Here is a 22485-nt window from a genome sequence, read left to right as displayed (position 1 = left end):
AATCAACGTACCCCCTTCTTATCACCACCTAAAGCATTTGAGATCCAAGAAGATTTATGCTCACGTGGCGATATTTTATTCTTCTGCAAGAGATTATAAGAAAATTTATACCACTCACTTTTGGGATAATTACGTCCTAAAATAGCTGCTGCCGTCTGTGCTTCTGCCGTTAAGCCGAGAGCTAAGTTAACTTCCGTTAAGCGGAAAAGTGCTTCTTCAATTTGATTTGTATCAGAATACTCTTCAACCACGGTACGAAACCGTCTACTTGCCGCAAGATAGCGCCGCCCCTCTTCATAATAGCGGCCAATCTGCATTTCTTTACCAGCTAGCTGTTCGCGACCAAAACGGATTTTATCCTTAGCATCCTTGACATACTCAGAATTAGGATAACGCTCTATAAGAAGCTGCATAGCAGCAATAGCACGTTTCGTGTCACGTTGATCACGCGTAACATCAGGAATCCGACGGAAAGAAGAAAGACCAATAATATAGTACGCATAAGCCGAGTCAGTCGACCCTGGATAAAGCGTAATATAGCGTTGAGCCATACTAATTGAATCATCATACTTTCCGAGTCGATAATTAGTAAAAGCACCCATCACAAGAGATTTGCGCCCCCAATCTGTATAAGCGTACTGTTTTTCAATCTTCAAAAACTTTTTCGATGCGTCCCCAAGCCGCCCACTTTCAAGGCTAGCAAGCGCTTGATTATAGAGAACATCTGGCGGCTCTATTTTCAAAACATAAGCAGATGGATCAAGGGTCTTTTTCTCTTTAAAGAGGCATCCCGCTAACATACAAGTGCTTCCCAAAAGCACCACCCCCAATATCTTGCGTACAATGTTAGATTTTCTATATGTCATATTTCCAATGCACACATGAGATTTTTTCATATTTTTTCCGGCCTCCACAGAATATCACCTTGTAGCAAAAACAATTTATCAAAGGTTTTATACCATATCACTATAAAATCCACATAACCAATTTAGCAGTTCAGGTCAATCATCCCCTTAAAAATCAAATAAATAATAAAAAAATCTTGTCAATTTTTTTACTCTTTCTCTAAAAAGCTTTTTTCGTAATATGATTCGTCTGCCAAAACAGCCTTCACCAATTGCGCATTAATTCTATGCCCACTACAATAAGAACGAAATAATCCAATAAAAGGTGCACCAAGCAAAGCAGTATCACCAATCGCATCAAGCATCTTGTGCCGAACACATTCATTCTCCCAATAAGGACCATCGGGATTTAAAATTTTATCATTAAGGTCGATAACAAGAGAATTTTCCAAAGAAGCACCTCTCGCCTTTCCAGAAAGCCTTAATTCTTCCACGTCTTTGATAAAACCAAAAGTGCGCGCACGTGACAAATCATCCCTAAACCCTCGTGTGGTAAGATCAAAACTGAAATGTTGCTTACCAATAGCAGAAGAAGGAAAAGAGATCGTTATATCAAAACGACGTCCATTAAATGGCAAAAGCTCTGCAACACCATGAGCTCCTTCAACCCGCAACGGCTTTTTTATAATGAAATAAGAACGCAAGGCATTTTGCTGTACAATACCAACATCTTCAAAAGCTTGGCAATATAGCCACGCTGAACCATCCAAAATAGGAATCTCATTATGTGACACTTCAATAATAAGATTATCCAAATTATAAGCAGCAATTGCTGCCATCAAATGTTCAATTGTTTCAACCCTTACATCTCCATCTCCAAGTACTGTTGATAATTCAGTTTTTCCTGTTTGCGATGCATGGGCTTGAAATATTTTCTCTGTTCCGTCTAATCCACAACGCTTAAAAACAATACCGCACCCAACATCCGCTGGACAAACCTTTACCACTGACAAACAGCCACTATGAACGCCAATCCCCTTAAATGTTACTGCTTTTTTAAGAGTAGACTGATATTTTGGTACTAAACTCATCATATCATTTTATTAAATTGCTTGTACATCTTTTAACAAAATTTATAAAACTATAAAAAATATTCATAGTAAATAATAAAAAAAAACCGCTTATTGTAAGCGGTTTTTTTTAAACAAAGTATTTTATTCAAAAAACAGTAATATATTTTAATGTATAATTTTTTACTGAGCATTAAAGAAATAATAAAATTTCTTACTTTACCTCATTTTTCATCAATTAATTTGCCTGACGACGTAAAAATGCTGGTATTTCCAACTGATCTTCTTCACTTATAAAAGTACGCTGATCTTGTGGTACCTGAGGATGCAGCTCACCAGAACGACGTGGAACATAAACAGAAGCATCTTGAGAAAGCACCTGAGAGTTTTTATTGTAAACATGAGACTCTTTCTGCTGAGACGATCTAACAGCAGGCTCCAACCTCGCTTCTGGCTCAGCTTCTTCACGATGTGTCAAGCTCTGTTTCAAACGCTGCCAAAGATTACGAGGACCTTGATCAGTCACAAATGTTCTTTGGCTTTGTCCATGAGCAACAGGAGGAAAATCCTTTAACTCAGGCATACGCATTGGAGCGCGCGCTTGCATTTGTTTTGGTTGCACTGGCTTTTCTGTTTGCTTCACAACCCCTGTCATCTCATCAAGAACATGCGCTGTTGCCTCCATACTCACGGGAGCCGCCATCGCTTGTTGAGAACCGCGGCTTACCTGCATACGAGGCACATTTAATTTCTGTTCCTGAACAGCATTTGAGCCATACGCAACAGCACTCATCGCACTTCGTGTCGTCATTGCTTCTACAGGATGTGCAAAAATTTGACTTTTGGGACGGAACTGTTCTCCGGTTGATTTACCCTTCTCTATTTCAAGTGATTCGATCACTTCTACCATTGACTCAGAACGCAGAGGCGATGATTGAACATGAAAAGAACTGTGTGACGTTCCAGGATCGCTCTTGCGTATTGAAGAAGCAGGCCTTTGAATCTGAGGATGAGAAGACTGAACCACATCACTAACTTCACGATCGATACCGGTCGCAACCACAGAAACACGAATAACACCTTCCAATGACTCATCATCAATAGCGCCAAAAATCACATTTGCATCAGCGTCCACTTCTTCACGAATACGATTAGCAGCTTCATCAACCTCAAAGAGAGTCATATCACGACCACCCGTAATAGAAATCAGTAAACCACGCGCCCCACGCATAGAAGTATCATCTAACAATGGGTTCGCAATAGCAGCTTCAGCAGCAGCCAAAGCACGCCCATCACCAGATGCCTCACCGGTTCCCATCATGGCTCGACCCATTTCGTGCATAACAGAACGAACATCAGCAAAATCAAGGTTAATCAAACCCTCTTTAATCATCAAATCCGTAATGGAAGCAACACCAGAATAAAGCACTTGGTCAGCCATAGCAAAAGCATCAGCAAATGTTGTCTTATCATTTGCAATACGGAAAAGATTTTGATTGGGAATAACAATCAATGTATCGACAGACTTTTGTAATTCTTCAATACCAGCCTCTGCCGTTTTCATACGACGTGCCCCTTCAAACTGAAAAGGCTTTGTCACAACACCAACAGTCAAAATACCTTTTTCACGCGCTGCGCGAGCAACAACGGGAGCAGCTCCTGTTCCAGTTCCTCCCCCCATACCAGCAGTAATGAAAACCATATGAGAGTCTGCAAGATGATCAATAATTTCATCAATACATTCCTCCGCCGCCGCTTGCCCAACTTCCGGTAAAGCACCAGCACCCAAACCTTCTGTCACAGCTGCCCCAAGTTGGATAACACGTTCAGCCTTTGACATAGCCAAAGCCTGTGCATCCGTATTTGCAACAACAAAGTCAACTCCCTGAAGACCAGCATTTATCATATTATTCACGGCATTCCCGCCACCACCTCCAACACCAAAAACGGTAATGCGTGGCTTCAATTCCGCGATATCTGGCCGATGCAGATTAATCGTCATTTTCTTTTCCTTCTCATAAGACACCGCAAGCCAAAGCGATGAAATTTATCCAACTAGACTTAACTAAAAACTCTCACGCAACCACTGACCAACACGCTGAAAATACCCACGCGTGCCCATCGATAAATGATTTCCTGCCGCCTGCATTGTTTTTTCTTCAAAACCCACCAATTGCGGATAAATTAACAACCCAACAGCAGATGTAAACGCCGCCCCTTTTGCAAGAGAAGGAAGCCTCGAAATACCTAAAGGCCGCCCGATACGAACATTTCTTCCTAATATAGTACGTGCCATTTCTGGCAATCCTGTTAACTGGCTTGCTCCCCCAGTCAAAATAACACGTTTACCAATGATGTGACCAAAACCAGAACGATTTAAACAATCACGGACCATTTCTAAAATTTCTTCAACACGCGCACGAATGATACGCCCAAGAACTGCGCGAGGATATTGAGTTTCACGCTGTTCACTCCCAATTTCTGCTACATTAATCATTTGCCGCTCATCAGCACTTGTTAAAAGTGCTGAACCATAAACAACTTTTAAACGTTCCGCCTCTGTTAAAGACATAGAAAATCCGCGCGCAACATCAAGAGTGACATGATGCCCCCCAACAGCAAGAGCATCTGCATGAATAAATTTCCCCTCAAAAAACACTGAAAATGTTGTTGTTCCACCACCAAAATCAATACATGCAGCCCCTAAACGCGCCTCATCATTCATCAAAACAGCAAGACCACTTGCAAAGGGAGTAGCAACCATTGCTTCAACACTCAAATGTGCACGATTAATACAAGTTTCTAAATTACGCAAAGATGCTGTTTCTGCTGTTACCACATGCACATCAACACCAAATGTTTCCCCTGCCATGCCAATAGGATCAAAAATTCCTTTATCTCCATCCAATACATAAGAAACTGGAACTGAGTGCATAACATGACGTTCAGCATCAAAGGCTTTGCGCGAAACATCTGAAAAGGCCATACGCATATCACGCTTGGTGACTTCACGACCATTCAAATGGACCTTTCCATTAATCAAAGCACTTTGTAATCGACTTGAGGAAAAATTCACAATCACTGAATCCACCACCAAACCCGCCATTTTTTCTGCCGCATCAACAGCCAAGCGTATTGATTGCTCTGCTGCAAACATATCCATCACAACACCAGATTTAATACCGCGTGAACGCTGCACTCCAAAGCCCAGAATTTCCGTAGAATGTGTACGACCATGTAAATAGTGCGCATGCTTCAAAGGACGCAAACAAGCAATAAGACAAACAATCTTACTTGAACCGATATCAAGAACCGTTAAATAACGTGTTTTACGTCCCCCCAGATGATGTGATCTGAGCAATGTCATAGGCTTCCTGCCTTTCGCGCTTTTAAAATACGTTCTTCTTCTACTACAGTAGCATTATAACGCTCCAACGTTTCATCTGATAAAGAAACAGTAATCCGATCAGCAAGGCGTAAATCAACACTGAGAATATCGCGAGATAAAAGATCTTGCATTGTACCGGACGAAACAAGAGAAGAAAGCCTTTCAAGCGCACCACTTTCAGGCAACATAACGCGCATTCCGTTATCCAAAACAAGATCCCAACGCCGATCCCCTACCCGCACGAAAGCACGAACACGATTATATATTTCCGGATAAACTAACAGCGCTTGAATAAACACTTTAGCAGCATTTTGCGCCCCCTGCCCAACCACAAGCGGCAAATTCCAAACATTTTTCCCTTTAAAGGGCACAATGACACGACCTGTATAATCAACGATATCGACCAAGCCATCGTGTTGCCAAATGGCATAAGGTTCACGCTCCACGATGGAAATCCGCATTCTATTAGGATAAATCTTCTGAACATTAGCGGATTGAACCCAAGGCTGTTTTTCCAAAAGAGAGCGTGCTCTTTCAACATCAAAAGTGAATATAGAGGATGCAACATCAAGTTTTAAAATTTTCAAAATATCCTGCTTTGCTAAGCGGTTATTCCCTCTTATATCGACATCTACAACCACAAAACCAATATCTGATATTATCGTTTTTACAATCACACCCATCTGACCACTGGATGACAATCCATAAAAGGCCGTCACCAAGAAAAACCATACAACAGCAAAAGAGCCATAATGGCGTGGAATATGAATATTGACAAAAACAAACTCAAACATAAACCGAAGAAAACGACGATAAAGACGTGGCAAAGCCGGCACTGAAAGCACCTCCATCGGAATATTCGTTTTATTAATACTCAACGCATGCATGATGCGTCCTCCACTATCCATTGAACAATATCGCCATAAGTACGACCGCTCGCTTTTGCAATATCAGGAAGAAGAGACGTCGAGGTCATACCGGGTTGCGTATTAATTTCAAGCCAAACCAATTCTCCTGTTTTCTCATCAAAACGAAAATCAGAACGGCTAACACCTCGACACCCTATCGCCTGATGGGCTGCTAAAGACATTCTTTGCACACTTTGGTAAATATTTAGTGAAAGTTGTGCAGGACAAATGTGAAGAGAACCACCCGTTTTATATTTTGAGTCATAATCGTAGAATGGAAAGTGTTTATCGGGAAGAATTTCACACACATCCAGCACTTCGTTCCCCAAAACAGCACAAGTCAATTCACGACCAGGAATATATTTTTCAATCATTACCTCATCCGCATATCCCCACTCAGCTCCCCCAATATTATGCGGCGGTGCAGCTTCATTTCCTTGAACAATGACAACACCAAAACTTGATCCTTCACACACAGGTTTAATTACATAAGGAGGCTCCATGGGATGTGTTCGACCCAAAGCAAAGCGGCTCATGATACGAGAAGGAGCAACACAAACCCCAACATTTGCAACGATAATTTTTGCACGTCCCTTATCCATTGCCAAAGCAGATGCCATCACGCCAGAATGAGTATAAGGAATTTTTAAATATTCAAGAATCCCTTGAATCCGGCCATCTTCACCAAATGGACCATGCAATGCATTGAAGGCAATATCAGGCTGCAACTGTTCAAGAACAGAAGCAATATGAGCGTCAACATCCACGCGGCTCACGCGATACCCCTGCATTTCAAGAACATCAGCACAAGCCGCCCCTGAAGATAAACTTACAGACCGTTCAGAAGAAAAACCTCCCATTAATACAGCTATATGTTTATCTTTCATAATAAATCACCCTCTTTCGCATACTATATGTAGTCTATATAGAATACATCAGCACCACATACAGGAAAAAACAAAGTTTATCCTTGCGAATCAATAACCTAGCATTTTGCATAATGAATCAGACTCAAAAGCTTGATGCAAGAGATTCTTTGTTAATTTATTGATTCTTAATAGAAATTTTTTATTATCTCTTTGAAATGACTCAATTTTTTATTTTCACTTTTTTAGTGAACAATAAATCAATGAAATGGATCAAAAGGAGGAACACTTCGACCACGCTCAAATTGACCAATACGCTCTATTTCCCATTGTAAAAGGTGGGCTGAATGTGCAAAAACACGTGCACGCACTGTTTCTCCCAATGCTTCAAGATCATATCCTGTTGCTTGCCCTGTATTGATCATAAAATTACAGTGCATTTCGCTCATCTGAGCACCACCAATCCGTAAACCACGACACCCTGCCTCATCAATCACGCGCCACGCAGATATATTCTCAGGATTTCTAAAAGTTGATCCACCGGTCTTTTCACGAATAGGTTGCACTGTTTCCCTATGGAGGGCAACTTCATCCATAGCAGCACGAATATCATCTTTATTACCGGTTTGTCCTTCTAATAAAGCAGCAGTAAAAATAAACCCTTCAGGAATATCACAATGGCGATAGGAATAATGCATATCTTTCAAACTCAAAATATGACGTTTTCCTTTACGATCCAGCGCATAAACCTCAACAACACGTGCTGCGGTTTCAACACCATTTGCACCCGCATTCATTTTGAGTGCCCCTCCAAGACCACCAGGAATACCGTGATAAAAATGAAAACCCGCGATTTCTGCCTTTAAAGCAGCGGTAGCTAAATGTTTATCGGCCGTACCTGCACCAACTAAAAAACGTTTTGGAGAAACTTGTTGCACTTGCCCAAAACCTTTTGGCGAAAGACGAATCACAACACCAGGAACACCCCCATCACGCACCAGCAGATTAGAACCTATTCCTACAATTGTTACAGGAATAAATTCAGGCAAATTTTGAAGGAAAAGAGCTAAATCTTCCTCATCAACAGGCTGATAAAAAAGTTCTGCCAACCCACCAGTGCGAAACCACGTCACCTTACGCATCTCAACGTTAGGTGTAAGCTTGCCTCTTATACCCCCCAACAGTGGTTGCAATTGCGCCAATAACGCCTCACCATCAATGTGCTGAAAATTTATCATGACCATCAAATACCGACAACTGATGAGGCAATGCACACGCCCATTGTGTGATATTGCCAGCACCAAGAAAAACCACATAATCCTCTGCCTGAGCAAATGTTGAGACAAGAGACACAACATCTTCCAGACCATGTATTAAGCGCACATCACGATGACCAGCCATTTTAATATGCTCTACCAATTCTTGAGAACCAAATCCTACAAGAGGTTCTTCACCAGCCGCATAAACGGGCGTAATCAACACTGTATCTGCATCATTAAAACAAGCAGCAAAATCATCAAATAAATGGTACAAACGCGAATACCGATGGGGTTGTGCAATCGCAATAACACGCCCTTTTGCACTCTCACGTGCAGCACGCAAAACTGCCTTTATTTCAACAGGATGATGTCCATAATCATCAAATATTTCAATGCCACGCCAACTTCCTATTCGCGTAAAACGCCGTTTTACTCCGCCAAATTCTGCTAAGCCCCTTTTTATAGCTTCATTTGAAATGCCAAGTTCATGCGCAATAGCAATCGCCGCCGTTGCATTGGCAACATTATGCTGCCCTGCCATGGGCAAAAGCAAATTTTTTAACTCAATCTTTCTTCCTGTTTTGCGTGAGCGAACAAGAACATCAAAATGCGTTTTTTGACCATCCATCGAAAGATTAAGAAAACGAACATCCGCTTGTGGATTTTTACCATAAGTGATCACCCAACGATCATCAATACGGCCCGCCAATGACTGAACCTCTGGATGATCAAGACACAAAACAGCAAAACCATAAAAAGGAACATTTTCTACGAATTGCCGAAAAGCCTCACGCACAGCATCAAAACTTCCATAATGATCCAAATGCTCAGCGTCAATATTAGTAATAACAGCAATATCAGCAGGCAGCTTTAAAAATGTACCATCACTTTCATCAGCTTCAACAATCATCCAATCGCCATCTCCTGTACGAGAATTCGTACCATAAGCATTAATAATACCGCCATTAATCACCACTGGATCAAAATGACCAGCATCAAGAAGGGCTGCGACCATTGATGTGGTTGTTGTTTTACCATGTGTACCACCCACTGCAATTGCACGCCGAAACCGCATCAGCTCCGCCAGCATTTCTGCACGTCTGACAAGCGGCAAATGTCTTTCCTTTGCAGCAATATACTCAGGATTTGTTTTTTTAACGGCAGTAGAAAAAACAACAACCTCTGCATTCCCTAAGTTTTCAGCACAATGACCTATATGAACGTTAATTCCTTTTTTCCGTAAACGTTCAACATTTGCACTTTCAACTTGATCTGACCCTTGAACTTTATAGCCAAGATTATAAAAAACCTCCGCAATTCCACTCATACCGATCCCCCCGATTCCGATAAAATGGATAACGCCTATATCAAGTGGCATTTTCATTAAAAAGCTCCTCTTTTATATCTGACAACAATCGCCCTGCAATTAAGGATTCAGCCATATCAGCAAGGCAACGGGTTGCATGAGGTTGCCCAACTTTTTTTGCAGCAAGCGCTTGTTTTTCTAATAAATGGGGCGCACAACAAGCGTGCATTAAAAGAGAAGAAAGCTTTTGTGCATTTAAATCTTTTTCTGATACAATTTGCGCACCACCTACACGAGCAAGCAGAGCTGCATTGGCAGCCTGATCATGATCTAAAGCATGGGGATAGGGAACAAGCAAAGCAGGTCTACCAATCACCGCTATCTCACAAACGGATGAAGCCCCAGCGCGCGACAAAATAAAATGAGCATGTGCCATACGTTCAGCCATATCATCAAAGAAAGGAGCAACCTCTGCTTGTACGCCCATATCACGATAGATTTTGATCAACCCTCCTGCTTCACCGCGAACTTGCTGTACAATTCGCAAGCGTTTACGGTTCTTATCATCGAGTAACGCAATGGCTTCTGGAACAATATGTGAAAAAGCAGAAGCCCCTTGGCTACCACCAAAAATCAAAAAATTAAATGGCGTTTCCCCCTCTGAAGAATGATAAGGAATTTCGGCCGCCTTCAGCACAGCCTCACGGACAGGATTCCCCGTTAAAAGCATTTTATGGGCATAAGCGCCATTGGGCGACAACAAACCACCAGCGATTGCACGCACAAAAATTGCCAACATCCGATTGGCACGCCCCATAACAGCATTTTGTTCATGAATAAATGTCACACGCTTTGTTAAAGCCGCAATAAAAAGAGGAGGAAAGCTCGGATATCCCCCAAATCCTCCAACAAGAACAGGACGTAATTTATAAAACAACGCCAACGATTGCCCCATTCCCCTTAGTAAAGACCAAAACGTCTTTATCAGAGCAAAAGGATGGCGGCGTATAAATGTTGCCGATGAAACGATATGTGTATGCTCTTCATCAAAGCACCGAACAAAAGGGCGTGCTCTTTCATCTGTTATTAAATGAACATCATATCCACGCTCCCTTAATTCAACACCAAGGGACTCAGCAGGAAAAAGATGTCCACCTGTACCACCAGCCACCAAAACAATAACTTTTTTATCATTCATAAGGCGTATCCAAGACAGAAGAGGAAGAAAAAGCTGAAAGGCGTGCTTCTGGCCAACGACGTGTTAAACTGAGCAAAATGCCCATTGAAAACGCAATCGCCACCATCGAAGAACCACCATAAGAAATAAAAGGCAATGTCATGCCTTTTGGAGGAATTAAGTGAAGATTAACGGCCATATTAATAGCTGATTGAAAGCCAATCATCATTGCTATGCCAGTAATACCAAGACGTATAAAGCAATCACGTGTATTCATTGCTATATACAATGAACGCATAACGATAAAACCAAAAAGCATCATAATTAATAAACAAAGAATAATACCATATTCTTCAGCAGCAACGGAAAATACAAAATCTGTATGGCTATCAGGAATAATACGTTTTACTGTTCCCTCCCCAGGACCTTGCCCAAACCAACCACCATTCAAAATAGCCTCACGTCCAACATCTACTTGAAAGGTATCTCCTTCACCTGTCAAAAAACCATTGATACGCTCACGCACATGATACAGAAAAAGATAAGCTAAAACAATTCCTCCAGCACCTAAAATGAGAAAGAGAAAAATAACGGCTAGAGGCACACCAGCAATAAAAAACAAACCACCCCATGTTGCACTTATTAAAAGTGTTTGTCCAATATCAGGCTGCAAAACCAGAAGCACACAACAAATGCCATAAAGTACAATCGCTAACGTATAACCTAGAATTCCCCTCCTGCGTATCTGTTCCGAAAAAAGCCAAGCGGACATAACCACAAAAGCTGGCTTCATAAACTCTGAAGCCTGTACAGAAAAACCAAAGAGCACAATCCACCGCCGTGCTCCCTTTAATTCTGGACCCCAAAATAAGGTTGCAACCATAAGAGCAAGCGTTACAATAAGCAAAAGAGCACATAAACGACGAATATTAGGAATTGAAAAAAAAGAAATGGTCACCATCGTAAAAAATGCTGAAATGCTGAAAATGATATGCCACCGAACAAAATAAAAACTATCAGCAATTCCGATTTTTTTTGCAATCGTGGGGCTGGCAGCAAAAGACAACATAATGCCAATCCCCATTAAAATTAAACAAGCTGCAAAGACAGAGCGGTCAATCGTCCACCACCAATTAGCAATTGGGTCTCTATCTGCACGCGTAACCATGATATCCGCCTTATCCGTTTTATAAATTGTTTCAAAGTGATATGGTTCCCCGCCTGTTTAACAAACACTTTAAAAACTAAATTACACAAAAAAAGATTCTGGAGTCTTAACGCAAAAATATTTTTTTATAACTGATGCTTTTTATTGTAACTGCATCACAAAAGAGACAAATGCTTCGCCCCGTTCTTCATAATTTTTAAATTGGTCATAACTTGCACAAGCAGGTGACAAAAGAACCGTCACCTCTTTTGCCTTACAACCTATTGCGTCAACAGCTGCTTCACGCACCGCATTTTTCAAAGTTAAGCTCATAGAAAAGGGAAAAGCAGATCCAATAATGCGAGCAAATTCTTCCGCCGCACTCCCAATCAAATAGGCTTTACGAATTTTAGGAAAAAATTCTCTAAGAGACTCTATTCCTCCCTTTTTCGCCTGTCCCCCAACAATCCAAAAAATATCATTAAAGGTGGAAAGAGCAGGAGCTGTTGCATCTGCATTAGTCGCCTTGCTATCATTGATAAACAAAACCGCCCCCATTTTACGCACCTGCTGCATACGATGATCCAACCCTTTATAACTTGCTAAATGCTTTTTTATAGAGGGATCTGTTATTTTTAAAGCCTGCAATGTTGCCAATGCCATAAGAGCATTTTGCGCATTATGACTCCCACGTAACACCGCCATAGGAGCAAGATCTGCAAGCATATGACGCTGTCCTTGACGAACAGAAAAAAGCTTGGTTCCATCTGCATAAAAACCATTTTCAACAAAATGATTCTTGGAAATTGCCTCAATTTGCTTCCCATCATGAAGTAACTGTTGATATAAAACCTGACAAGCTGCATCATCAACTGAAATAAAAGCCTGAGAAGCCTGAGCAATCAGATGCCTTTTGGTTTGCACATAACAGGCAAAACTTCCATGTCGATCAATATGATCAGATGTCAAATTCAATAAAAGTCCAATGGTTGGCTGAAGAGAGGGAGTAAGATCAATTTGAAATGATGAACATTCAATCACATAAATACGTTTTTTAACAAATGGCTTAAGCGTCAATATTGCCTTTCCAATATTTCCCCCCATCTGCACATCATAGCCCATTTTTTCCAATAAATGCGTAAGCAAAGCCGTTGTTGTCGACTTTCCATTCGTCCCCGTAATCGCAATAAACGGAACATCTTGGTCACAAAAACCATAATGCTGTAAAAAATCATGGCGTGCACGAACAAACAATTCAATATCACCAATAATTTCTATATTTTTTTTTCGTGCCTTTTCAACAACCCAATGCGGTTGAGGATAATTTAAAGGAACTCCAGGAGCGAGAATCAATGCAACAAATTCTGACCAGTCCTCATCGTGGAGATCTCTTGTTGGAATATTTTGCCGACAAGCCATCTGCACGCTTGAAGGACTATCATCCCACGCCACCACTTCTGCACCACCACACATTAATGCTTGTGCCGTTGCTAGTCCAGACTGCCCCAATCCAAACAGAGCAACTTTTTGACCTTTATAACACGTAACAGAAATCACATTCTCACCGCAATTTAAGTGTTGAAAGACCTATGAGAGCGAGAACAATCGAAATAATCCAAAAGCGTATCACCACTTGGCTTTCAGTCCAACCTTTTTTCTCAAAATGATGATGTATCGGTGCCATAAGAAACACGCGTTTTCTTGTTAATTTGAAATAACCAACCTGAATAACGACCGAAAAAGCTTCCACAACAAAAAGTCCACCAATAAGAACCAAAACAATTTCGTGCTTCGTAGCAACCGCAACAGTCCCTAAGAGTCCTCCAAGAGCCAACGATCCAGTATCTCCCATAAAAATAGCTGCAGGTGGTGCATTAAACCATAAAAATCCAAGCCCTGCCCCAACAACAGCTCCCAATAAAACAGCCAATTCACCTGTTCCCGATACATAATGGATTTGGAGATAATCAGCAAAATTCATATTACCAGAAAGATAAGCAATCAGAGCAAAAGATAAGGCTGCAACCATCACAGGAACAATAGCAAGCCCATCGAGTCCATCCGTCAAATTAACCGCATTACCCGTCGCGACAATGACGAAAGCAGAAAAAGGAATAAAAAACCAGCCCAAATTGATAAGATAATCTTTCAAAAAAGGCAAAGCTAATCCAGATGAGCCAATTTGCAGAATGGCAAAAGCAGCAATCGCCGCAACACAAAACTCCAAGCTTAACCGTGCTTTCCCAGAAAATCCTTTGTCTGTTTGTTTTGTGACCTTAAGATAATCATCATAAAACCCAATTACCCCAAAAGAAAGCATAACCAATAGCGATACCCAAAAGTAAATATTCGATAAATTACCCCATAAAAATGCCGATACCACAATGCCGATTAAAATCATTAATCCACCCATTGTAGGTGTTCCAGCCTTTTTAAAATGTGTTTGAGGTCCATTAGCACGAATCGGTTGCCCCTTACCTTGCCGCAATTTAAGAGAAGCAATGATGCTAGGTCCAAACAAAAAGACGATAAGCCCCGAAGTAAGCATAGCTGCTATCGTGCGAAAAGTAATATAACGAAAAACATTTACACCCGGAAGCCAATCACTAAACGAAGAAAAAAACAGCATCATGGAACAAAAAAACCTCTTAAAACTATGAAGAAACTGCTTTATAGCGATCAAGCAATGCAGTCACAATATTTGATGAACAAAGGCTATTGGATGATTTAATCATAAGTAGGTCGCCAGGAGAAATTTCTGCTAAAAGAAGCGGTAAAATTTTCTCAATATTTTCAGCATAATGAACCTTAACACCAGCAGACAAATCACTGACTAAAGATTTCATCGCCTCACCAAATAGAAAAACGGGATTAGCACCAGAAAGATATATTGGCTTTATTAAATCACGATGAAGCTTTTCACTATACTCCCCTAACTCTAGCATATCCCCTAAAATAGCAATTCGCCGCCCCCCTTTTCCTACAGGTCCTGTAGCAAGAAGCTCAAGTGCAGCACGCATAGAAGCAGGATTTGCATTATAGCTTTCATCAATGAGATAAAATTCACCCCCATTTGATAAAGACAGTCGATAACGAACACCTCGCCCCTTTTGAGAAGAAAAATGGCGAAAAGAAAGAAAAACAGGCTCTAACTCAACCCCCATAGCATCACAAGCAGCAATAACCCCTAAACTATTTTGCACAATATGGCGTCCCGGAGCCCCAATTTGAACCTCCTTATCCCGCCCCCCAATACGCACAATCATAGAAGAACTATCGGTTAGAAGACGTATATCTCGCGCTTGATAATCAGCATCTTTAGTCCCACCAAAGCTTAAGATCTTCTTTACACCGCATTTCTTTGCTTTTTGAACGAGATAAGAAAAAAAATCACTATCCGCATTTAAAATGGCAATGCCTTCTTCATCCAATCCTTCAAAAATTTCAGCTTTTGCCTTTGCTATTTCTTCAAGATCTTTGAAAAATCCCATATGTCCTGCACAAATATGCGTAATGAGAGCAATATGCGGACAAACCAGCTTGACCAGAGGGCGAATTTCATCTCTATGATTCATGCCAATTTCAAAGATACCATAATCACTCTCCATAGGCATCCGCGCTAAAGTGAGTGGAACCCCCCAGCAATTGTTTAAAGAAGCGAGATTCGCATGAACATTCCCAGCCGTTGCAAGTGCTTGTTTCAAAGCTTCTTTTGTCGTCGTTTTTCCCACCGATCCTGTTATCGCGATAATCTTAGCTCTTGAACGTTTGCGTGCAGCTTGTGCAAGTTGTTCTAAGGCTTGCAAAACATCAGGAACGACAATGAGTGGAGCCAATATCTTTTTCATATCCCTCAAACGGTGTTCCGCAACGATAAGAACGCCTGCACCTCGTTCATAAGCTTGCGCAGCAAAATCATGACCATCAAGATGGTGCCCTTTAATGCAGAAAAAAACATCCCCTTCCGCAAGAGTACGACTATCAATGGAAACCCCAGAAAAAGTTTCTGGCAAGCTTCCCATTACAACACCATTAACTGCAGCAACAAGTGCTTGCTTATCCCATAAAGCTGTCATTTCTTTCGGTCCTCTAAAGCTTCTATCGCTTTCAGACGATCTGAAAAAGGATAAGTTGTCTGCCCTATAATTTGGCCATCCTCATGACCTTTTCCAGCAATGATGAGTGTATCACCAGCTTTCAAAAGCTCCACCGCGTAAGAAATAGCTTCACCACGATCTGCTATCTCTATTGCTGTTGGCACCGCCTGTAAAATATCTTTACGTATTTTTTCTGGCATTTCTGTTCGAGGATTATCATCTGTTACAATAACAATGTCCGCTTTATCTGCCGCAATTTTTCCCATCAAAGGTCTTTTTCCTTGATCACGATCTCCTCCACAACCAAAAACAACGATCAAGCGTCCTTGCGTAAAGGGACGAACAGAAAGCAAAACCTGCTCCAAAGCTTCTGGTTTATGAGCATAATCAATATAAACAAGCGCATTATTTTCTGTCTTTCCCACAAACTCTAACCGCCCAGGAGCCCCCTGCAAAGTTTCAAGCGCAGGAAAAACCTTACGAGGTGAAACGCCCGTTGCAATGGCTAACCCCGCTGCCATAAGCGCATTAGCTACCTGAAAATCTCCAGCTAAAGGCAAATCAAATGTATAAATATTGTTTTCCACACGACACTCAATACACTGTTTGGAGCGTTGATGTTCGACACGATTAATCGTGATAAATTGCCCCTTACGTCCAATTGTCAAGACACGGCGGCGGGCTTGTGTAACAACATCAATAACCTTTTGTGAATAAACATCATCAGCAAAAATCAAAGCAGGAGCAGATACAGGCAAAAGTGTATCAAACAACCTCATTTTAGCCCGCAAATAATCCTCTACCCCCGTGTGATAATCCATGTGATCTCGCCCTAAATTAGTAAAGGCACCAGCCGTTAAACGGACTCCATCAAGTCGTCCTTGATCAAGCCCATGCGAAGAAGCTTCAAGAGCGGCATGCGTCACACCTTCATGAGAAATTTCACAAAGAAGACGGTGCAAGACGACCGGATCAGGTGTTGTGAGAGAACCATAAACATTCCGTTTAGGAGAAACAACACCAACCGTTCCTATACTCGCTGCACAAAATCCAACATGAGTCCAAATTTGCCGAAGAAAAGAGACAACAGATGTTTTACCACTTGTACCAGTCACAGCAACAACTGTTTCCGGCTGAGAACCGTAAAAACGTGCAGCTGCCAACGCTAAACTATGACGAACATTAGAAACACGTAAAATGGGAACAGATAAATCCTCAAGAACAGCATGACAGTCTGTAACGATTGCTCGTGCGCCACGCTTTATCGCGTCATCTATATAGTGTCTTCCATCACTTTTTTTCCCTTGAACAGCAACAAAAACATAGCCCGGCAAAACTTGCCGAGAATCCACACTTATTCCTGTTATTGCTATTGAAGAAAGACTTTCATCTTCAACACATTCTGTAAAAACTGTTCCCAACAACATGATAACGCACCTTTATATTTATTTTACCGTTGTTTAACGAAACTTGAATTGCTCTTTTTACTTAAAAGAGACTCATATTCTTTTTTAAAATCGGGTTTTACACCAAGAAAACTAGCTGTGCGACGAACAATATTAGCAAGCATTGGTCCAGCATTCATCGCCGCTGTTGATGAACGCTGTCCCTCTGCAGGCTTTGGTTCATCGATAATTGTTAAAACAACATAAGCAGGATCATCAATAGGAAAAGCAGCAAGAAAACTATTGAAATTTTTTGTTTTAGAATATTTTCCATTTTCAACTTTCTCAGCTGTTCCTGTCTTACCACCTACACGATAACCTTCTACTTTTGCATTACGTCCAGACCCAATCTCACTATTTAATTGATAAAGGTAACGCATATTTTGACTTGTTTTAGCATGCAAAACCCGTTTTGCATGGTGCAAAGTTTGTTCTTTTGTCCGTTTTAAAAATGTCGGAGCAATTAACCAACCACCATTCATTAAAGCAGCAGCCCCAACAGCTGTTTGCAAGGGAGTTGTTGCCATACCATGCCCAAAAGCAATCGTCATAGATTGGATATCCTTCCAATGATGTGGCACAATAGGATGAGCAACTTCAGGCAACTCTGTTACGAGTCGATCCAGTAGCCCAAGTTTTTGCAAAAAATCACGATGTTTATCAATCCCTATCGCTAATGCTTCTTTAGCAGAACCAATATTGGAAGAATAAACAAAAACCTCCCATAACGTTAAGGGACGATTTTTTCCGTGAAAATCATGAATAATATATCCACTACTTGCTTTTATGGGCTTTGAAGCATCAATAATACTGTTTAAATGAAAAATATTGGAATCAAGTGCCATGGCGGTCGTAAAACTTTTAATAATCGATCCCATTTCAAATGTTCCGGCCGTCATCCGATTGAGACGATCACTTTTTAAAGCTTCAATAGGATTTCCAGGATCAAAATCTGGTAGAGATGCCAACGCCAAAACTTCCCCCGTATGTATATTTAAAATAACAGCTCCTGCAGCAATTGCCTTATAACGCTTCATAGCCTGAATAAGTTCATCATGGACAATTGCCTGAAGTCGCACATCAATCGAAAGCTGAACTTGTTTTAATGATTCTTCCATGGCAAGACCAGCAGCACGCAGAGCACTCAAACCCGCATCATCAATATATTTTTCCATACCTGCAATACCTTGATTATCAACATTCACCATGCCGAGAATATGGGAAGTTACAGGTCCATCGGGATAAAAACGACGAATTTCAGTCCGAAAACCAATTCCTGGAATACCAAGGGCCATAATTTGTGTCTTCTGCATTGGTGTTAACCCACGCTGTATCCAAGAAAAACCAGTTTTTCTTTTTAAGCGCTTATAGGTTTCCTGCCAATTAAGATCAGGCAAAACTGTTGAGAGCAATTCAATGGTTTCATCCACATCAATAATACGTCGTGGCTCAGCAAAAAGTGAATAAGTTTTAATATCTGTTGCCAATAAACGACCATTACGATCAACAATATCAGGCCGCGCCGTCAGTTGAAGAACTCCTGGCCCCTTTGCTTCTTCAATCTGTCCACCTTCCAACCCATAAGAAATAAGGCAAGCCCCCATGATGCCATATAAAACTAAAAAGCAGAACAACGAAAAAAGCAAACGTGGACGACTAGAATAGGGACGACGAACAGAAACATTATGATTATTCAACGAATTCTTAAAGTGCTTTTTCTTCTGTAAGAATAAAAAAGTCGACTTCATCACTGCACGCCTTTTTGGACAACACCATTCATCTGAGAATCCCGACGATTTGCCAAAATATCTTGATTATCTTCCAAGATATTTTGTTTAATCAATTCTTCAATTGGATCATGTACCCGTACCGGAATGTCTTTAAATTCTACGATTTGACGCGGCTGTATAACTTCTAATCCAAGTTCTTTTTGATAACGTTTCGCAAGTTTTTGCATGCGCGAAGGCTTGATCATCACAGCCCACTCAGCATGAAGCAAACTCACCGTATTTTTTGCTGCAGCAATTTCATGCTCAAGATGAAGAACTTCATTCATTCGTTTTTGAACATCATATTTTACCTTATAAGTAAGACCTGCCATACAAATCATAATCATCACTAAAATCATATCAAATGTACGAAAAACTGTCATTTCTTGCCGCCTTCAAAACTGGCAATCTCTGCTAAACTAAATAATTTCATATCTTCTGTAAGAGCCTCTGCTTCAGTCCGTACACCAATACGCAACCGCGCAGAACGTGAACGAGGATTTTTCTGTAACTCCTCTTTAGTTGCCGTGATCCCACCTCTAAACAAAGGAAAAAATGTTGCTGGAGCAGCCTTTATTTCTGGCAGATAGCGTGATCTCATACGTTCTCCAGAACGAGTCGAAAAAAATCTTTTGACCATACGATCTTCAAGAGAATGAAAACTGACAACCCCCAAACGGCCTCCAGCTTTTAAAACGCGTTCAGCAGCAAATAAACCACGCGCCAATTCACCAATTTCATCATTAACATAGATACGAAGAGCCTGAAATACACGTGTTGCAGGATGAATACGATCTCCCGGTTTACGTCCTATCAACGTTTCGATAGCATACGCCAAATCACCCGTACGCAAAAAAGGCTGAACAACACGACGCGTTTCAATCATCCGTGCAATTCGTCCCGCATAACGCTCTTCTCCTAATACCTTAAAAATACGTGCCAAATCTCTTGCTTTTAAATGATTGACAACATCGCTAGCTGTAAAACCAGTCTGAGCCATTCGCATGTCCAATGGCCCATCTTTTTGAAAAGAAAAACCTCTTTCTGCTTCATCAAGCTGCATTGAAGAGACACCAATATCCAAAATAACTGCATCCACCTTCTCTTCAACGACACGATCAAGCTGTGAAAACGCCATATGGACCAAACGAAGGCGTGGAAAAAATTCTTCAACAAGCAATTGTCCTGCACTGATAGCATGAGGATCACGATCAAGAGCAATCACCTGTGCCCCTGCCTTTAACAAAGCGCGCGTGTAACCACCAGCACCAAAGGTGCCATCAATCACTTTTGCTCCAACCAATGGCATAAGCCCAGCCAAAACTGGCTGTAACAACACTGGAATATGGCGTTCAGCTCTTTGATCCTGCTTTATCAAAATAATCCGTCTTGAAGTTATGCTGTCTTAAATCAACAGCTCTCTCATGGCAACTGATCTTAGAATAACCTGGCCTTCATCACATTAATCACAATGAACGAAAAAACTAAAGTTATCCTAAAACAGATCCTAACGCATTATACTTAAAGAAATGTTATAATTTTTTAAAACACTCTTTGCTCAAGTGTCCATTTCAAACACATAGACTCCATAAAAGACCATATATAATTGATCTTATAAAATATCGCGTATCATCATGAAATATCAGTCGGCCTATAAGCCGGGTTCTGTAGAGTAAAGCTTACACTTTACATGGCAACCATTCATCTGGGACGGATGTTACCATCCGCCTCGTGCAACCTACCCGAATGACTCGCCCGGAAATCGGCTGCAAATTAAATTTTGCACGTCATTTCTATTTGGTCTTGCTCCCGGTGGGGTTTACCTTGCCACATTCATTACTGAATGCGCGGTGGGCTCTTACTCCACCCTTTCACCCTTACCTATAAAAATAGGCGGTTTACTTTCTGTGGCACTTTCCCTAGGGTCACCCCCGCCGGGTGTTACCCGGCACCGTCTTTCCATGGAGCCCGGACTTTCCTCACCTGCCGCCTTTCAGCATTGGACAAGCGCGGCTGCCCAGCCGACTGACATACTGATTTATAAAACATTTTTTGCTCCGTGAAAATAGCATCTTAAAATATTTTATGACAAACCTCTCTCAACAGATGTTTTTATTTTAATGAAGCCAGATAAGTTTTTACTTTTGCGCAATATTTCGCTGAAATAGAATTCATTTTTTTTGCAGCATGACCTGCGTTATATTTAAGGATTGTACCACACGTACTTCCACCACTGAGTTTATAGGCCCGTGCCAAATAACGCATACCATATTCAAGATTGGTCGCAGGATCGTACAAATCCTGTACAGAACCACTAAAGCCCAACCCTCGTGCCGTAGAGGGTTTAATTTGCATCAAACCTATTTCGCCAGCAGCCCCCTTTATACCTGCCTTATAATTACTTTCAACTTTTACAACAGCATGTGCTAAATTAACCGGAATATTATACTTATTTGCAAATTTCTGAATAAGAAATTCATAAGGACGATTAGAAATCTGAGAAGCAACACTCCCTAAGCCTTCTTTTGCTTCTGCAACATTTAAAACACTATGAGCCCAACTTATATCAAATACAAAAAATACAGCACACGCTGTATTTAACAAAATTTTCAAAAATTGCATTTTCTTTCTCTCACTCAAAAATTCTCAAATTCTAACCGCAAATAATTTTCGAATGCATTGTACAAAAAAAGAAAGCAAAAGAACGGCTTGAAAAGGGAAATATTAAGACAATTTCAAGATAAAGTTCTGTATAAAAAGAAAAACTCTTTATACAAAAATTATAGACTTCTCTATATCATCAAATAAAAAAATTAAAAGCCTATAATTAAACTTATATCATATTAACTAAAATGATATATTCTATCAAGTTCTGCTATATTTATTGTATTAATCAATTTTTATATTACAAAATAGCACTTTTAAAAGATATGATATTTTTTTATATACGATGATTAAATTTTTTATTGATATCAATCCCACAAAGCAATAGAGACGAGATCATCTTTACCAAAGATCCTCGATATCGCAAAAGTTTCACAAAAATAAAACCCGTTATTGATGCTTCTTTCTAACCAATAAACACGCGCAGCATTCTTTATGGCCCCAATAAACCATTGACTAAAATCAACCCCCTACCTCCATCACTGTGCATAAGGAGTCCATAGATATACAAAAACCATCATACGCTATTTACCAATTCAAAATA

The 22485-nt window shown here is 40.7% G+C and carries 18 protein-coding genes and 1 other RNA gene; all 19 read right to left on the bottom strand.

The annotated features are described in order from the left end of the window. Positions 1–2: 2 nt before the first annotated feature. Complete coding sequence (locus ACFIM1_RS03565; protein WP_375609268.1) at positions 3–896, bottom strand: outer membrane protein assembly factor BamD; 894 nt, start codon at positions 894–896, stop codon at positions 3–5. Between the two features lie 158 nt (positions 897–1054). Then, positions 1055–1939 (bottom strand): UDP-3-O-acyl-N-acetylglucosamine deacetylase, encoded by an 885-nt coding sequence (gene lpxC, locus ACFIM1_RS03560; protein ID WP_375606974.1) that lies wholly within the window; start codon positions 1937–1939, stop codon positions 1055–1057. A gap of 214 nt (positions 1940–2153) precedes the next feature. Then, on the bottom strand, positions 2154–3917 hold the full coding sequence (ftsZ, locus tag ACFIM1_RS03555; RefSeq protein WP_375609267.1) for a cell division protein FtsZ: 1764 nt from the start codon (positions 3915–3917) through the stop codon (positions 2154–2156). A gap of 63 nt (positions 3918–3980) precedes the next feature. Further along, positions 3981–5282: a cell division protein FtsA gene (gene ftsA / locus ACFIM1_RS03550; RefSeq protein WP_375608236.1), complete on the bottom strand. Its 1302-nt coding sequence runs from the start codon at positions 5280–5282 to the stop codon at positions 3981–3983. Continuing rightward, on the bottom strand, positions 5279–6190 hold the full coding sequence (locus ACFIM1_RS03545; protein WP_375608235.1) for a cell division protein FtsQ/DivIB: 912 nt from the start codon (positions 6188–6190) through the stop codon (positions 5279–5281). The genes ftsA and ACFIM1_RS03545 overlap by 4 nt, the downstream gene beginning before the upstream one ends. Next, the gene (locus tag ACFIM1_RS03540) at positions 6178–7098 is read right to left on the bottom strand and encodes a D-alanine--D-alanine ligase (RefSeq protein ID WP_375608234.1); all 921 of its coding nucleotides are present in this window, start codon (positions 7096–7098) and stop codon (positions 6178–6180) included. Before ACFIM1_RS03540 ends, ACFIM1_RS03545 begins: the two co-directional genes overlap by 13 nt. 239 nt (positions 7099–7337) lie before the next feature. Then, positions 7338–8315, bottom strand: a complete 978-nt coding sequence (murB, locus tag ACFIM1_RS03535) for a UDP-N-acetylmuramate dehydrogenase (RefSeq protein ID WP_375606970.1) — start codon at positions 8313–8315, stop codon at positions 7338–7340. Then, positions 8293–9720 carry a UDP-N-acetylmuramate--L-alanine ligase gene (murC, locus tag ACFIM1_RS03530; protein WP_375609266.1) on the bottom strand — a complete coding sequence of 476 codons (1428 nt, stop codon included), beginning with the start codon at positions 9718–9720 and terminating at the stop codon, positions 8293–8295. The genes murB and murC overlap by 23 nt, the downstream gene beginning before the upstream one ends. After that, a complete protein-coding gene (locus tag ACFIM1_RS03525; protein ID WP_375608233.1) occupies positions 9704–10840 on the bottom strand; it encodes a UDP-N-acetylglucosamine--N-acetylmuramyl-(pentapeptide) pyrophosphoryl-undecaprenol N-acetylglucosamine transferase in 1137 nt (378 codons plus the stop codon). The genes murC and ACFIM1_RS03525 overlap by 17 nt, the downstream gene beginning before the upstream one ends. Further along, the gene (locus ACFIM1_RS03520; protein WP_375606967.1) at positions 10833–11987 is read right to left on the bottom strand and encodes an FtsW/RodA/SpoVE family cell cycle protein; all 1155 of its coding nucleotides are present in this window, start codon (positions 11985–11987) and stop codon (positions 10833–10835) included. Before ACFIM1_RS03520 ends, ACFIM1_RS03525 begins: the two co-directional genes overlap by 8 nt. Positions 11988–12128: 141 nt before the next feature. After that, entirely contained in the window at positions 12129–13523 is a 1395-nt protein-coding gene (murD, locus tag ACFIM1_RS03515; RefSeq protein WP_375609265.1) for a UDP-N-acetylmuramoyl-L-alanine--D-glutamate ligase, read from the bottom strand. A gap of 4 nt (positions 13524–13527) precedes the next feature. Next, positions 13528–14598, bottom strand: a complete 1071-nt coding sequence (mraY, locus tag ACFIM1_RS03510; protein ID WP_375606965.1) for a phospho-N-acetylmuramoyl-pentapeptide-transferase — start codon at positions 14596–14598, stop codon at positions 13528–13530. 22 nt (positions 14599–14620) lie between these two features. Next, a complete protein-coding gene (gene murF / locus ACFIM1_RS03505) occupies positions 14621–16042 on the bottom strand; it encodes a UDP-N-acetylmuramoyl-tripeptide--D-alanyl-D-alanine ligase (RefSeq protein WP_375609264.1) in 1422 nt (473 codons plus the stop codon). Beyond that, on the bottom strand, positions 16039–17490 hold the full coding sequence (locus tag ACFIM1_RS03500; protein WP_375608230.1) for a UDP-N-acetylmuramoyl-L-alanyl-D-glutamate--2,6-diaminopimelate ligase: 1452 nt from the start codon (positions 17488–17490) through the stop codon (positions 16039–16041). Before ACFIM1_RS03500 ends, murF begins: the two co-directional genes overlap by 4 nt. Before the next feature lie 23 nt (positions 17491–17513). Continuing rightward, positions 17514–19256, bottom strand: coding sequence for a peptidoglycan D,D-transpeptidase FtsI family protein (locus ACFIM1_RS03495; protein ID WP_375608229.1), 1743 nt, complete (start codon positions 19254–19256; stop codon positions 17514–17516). Further along, the gene (locus ACFIM1_RS03490) at positions 19256–19660 is read right to left on the bottom strand and encodes a hypothetical protein (protein WP_375606961.1); all 405 of its coding nucleotides are present in this window, start codon (positions 19658–19660) and stop codon (positions 19256–19258) included. Before ACFIM1_RS03490 ends, ACFIM1_RS03495 begins: the two co-directional genes overlap by 1 nt. After that, positions 19657–20655, bottom strand: a complete 999-nt coding sequence (gene rsmH / locus ACFIM1_RS03485; protein ID WP_375609263.1) for a 16S rRNA (cytosine(1402)-N(4))-methyltransferase RsmH — start codon at positions 20653–20655, stop codon at positions 19657–19659. The genes ACFIM1_RS03490 and rsmH overlap by 4 nt, the downstream gene beginning before the upstream one ends. Positions 20656–20915: 260 nt before the next feature. Beyond that, positions 20916–21306: RNase P RNA component class A (rnpB, locus tag ACFIM1_RS03480), an RNA gene on the bottom strand. Between the two features lie 83 nt (positions 21307–21389). Then, entirely contained in the window at positions 21390–21899 is a 510-nt protein-coding gene (locus tag ACFIM1_RS03475; RefSeq protein WP_375606959.1) for a lytic transglycosylase domain-containing protein, read from the bottom strand. Between the last annotated feature and the right edge of the window lie 586 nt (positions 21900–22485).

This window comes from Bartonella sp. AC158YNML (genome assembly GCF_042196725.1).
GTDB lineage: Bacteria > Pseudomonadota > Alphaproteobacteria > Rhizobiales > Rhizobiaceae > Bartonella.
This window is presented reverse-complemented; position numbering and strand designations above follow the sequence as displayed.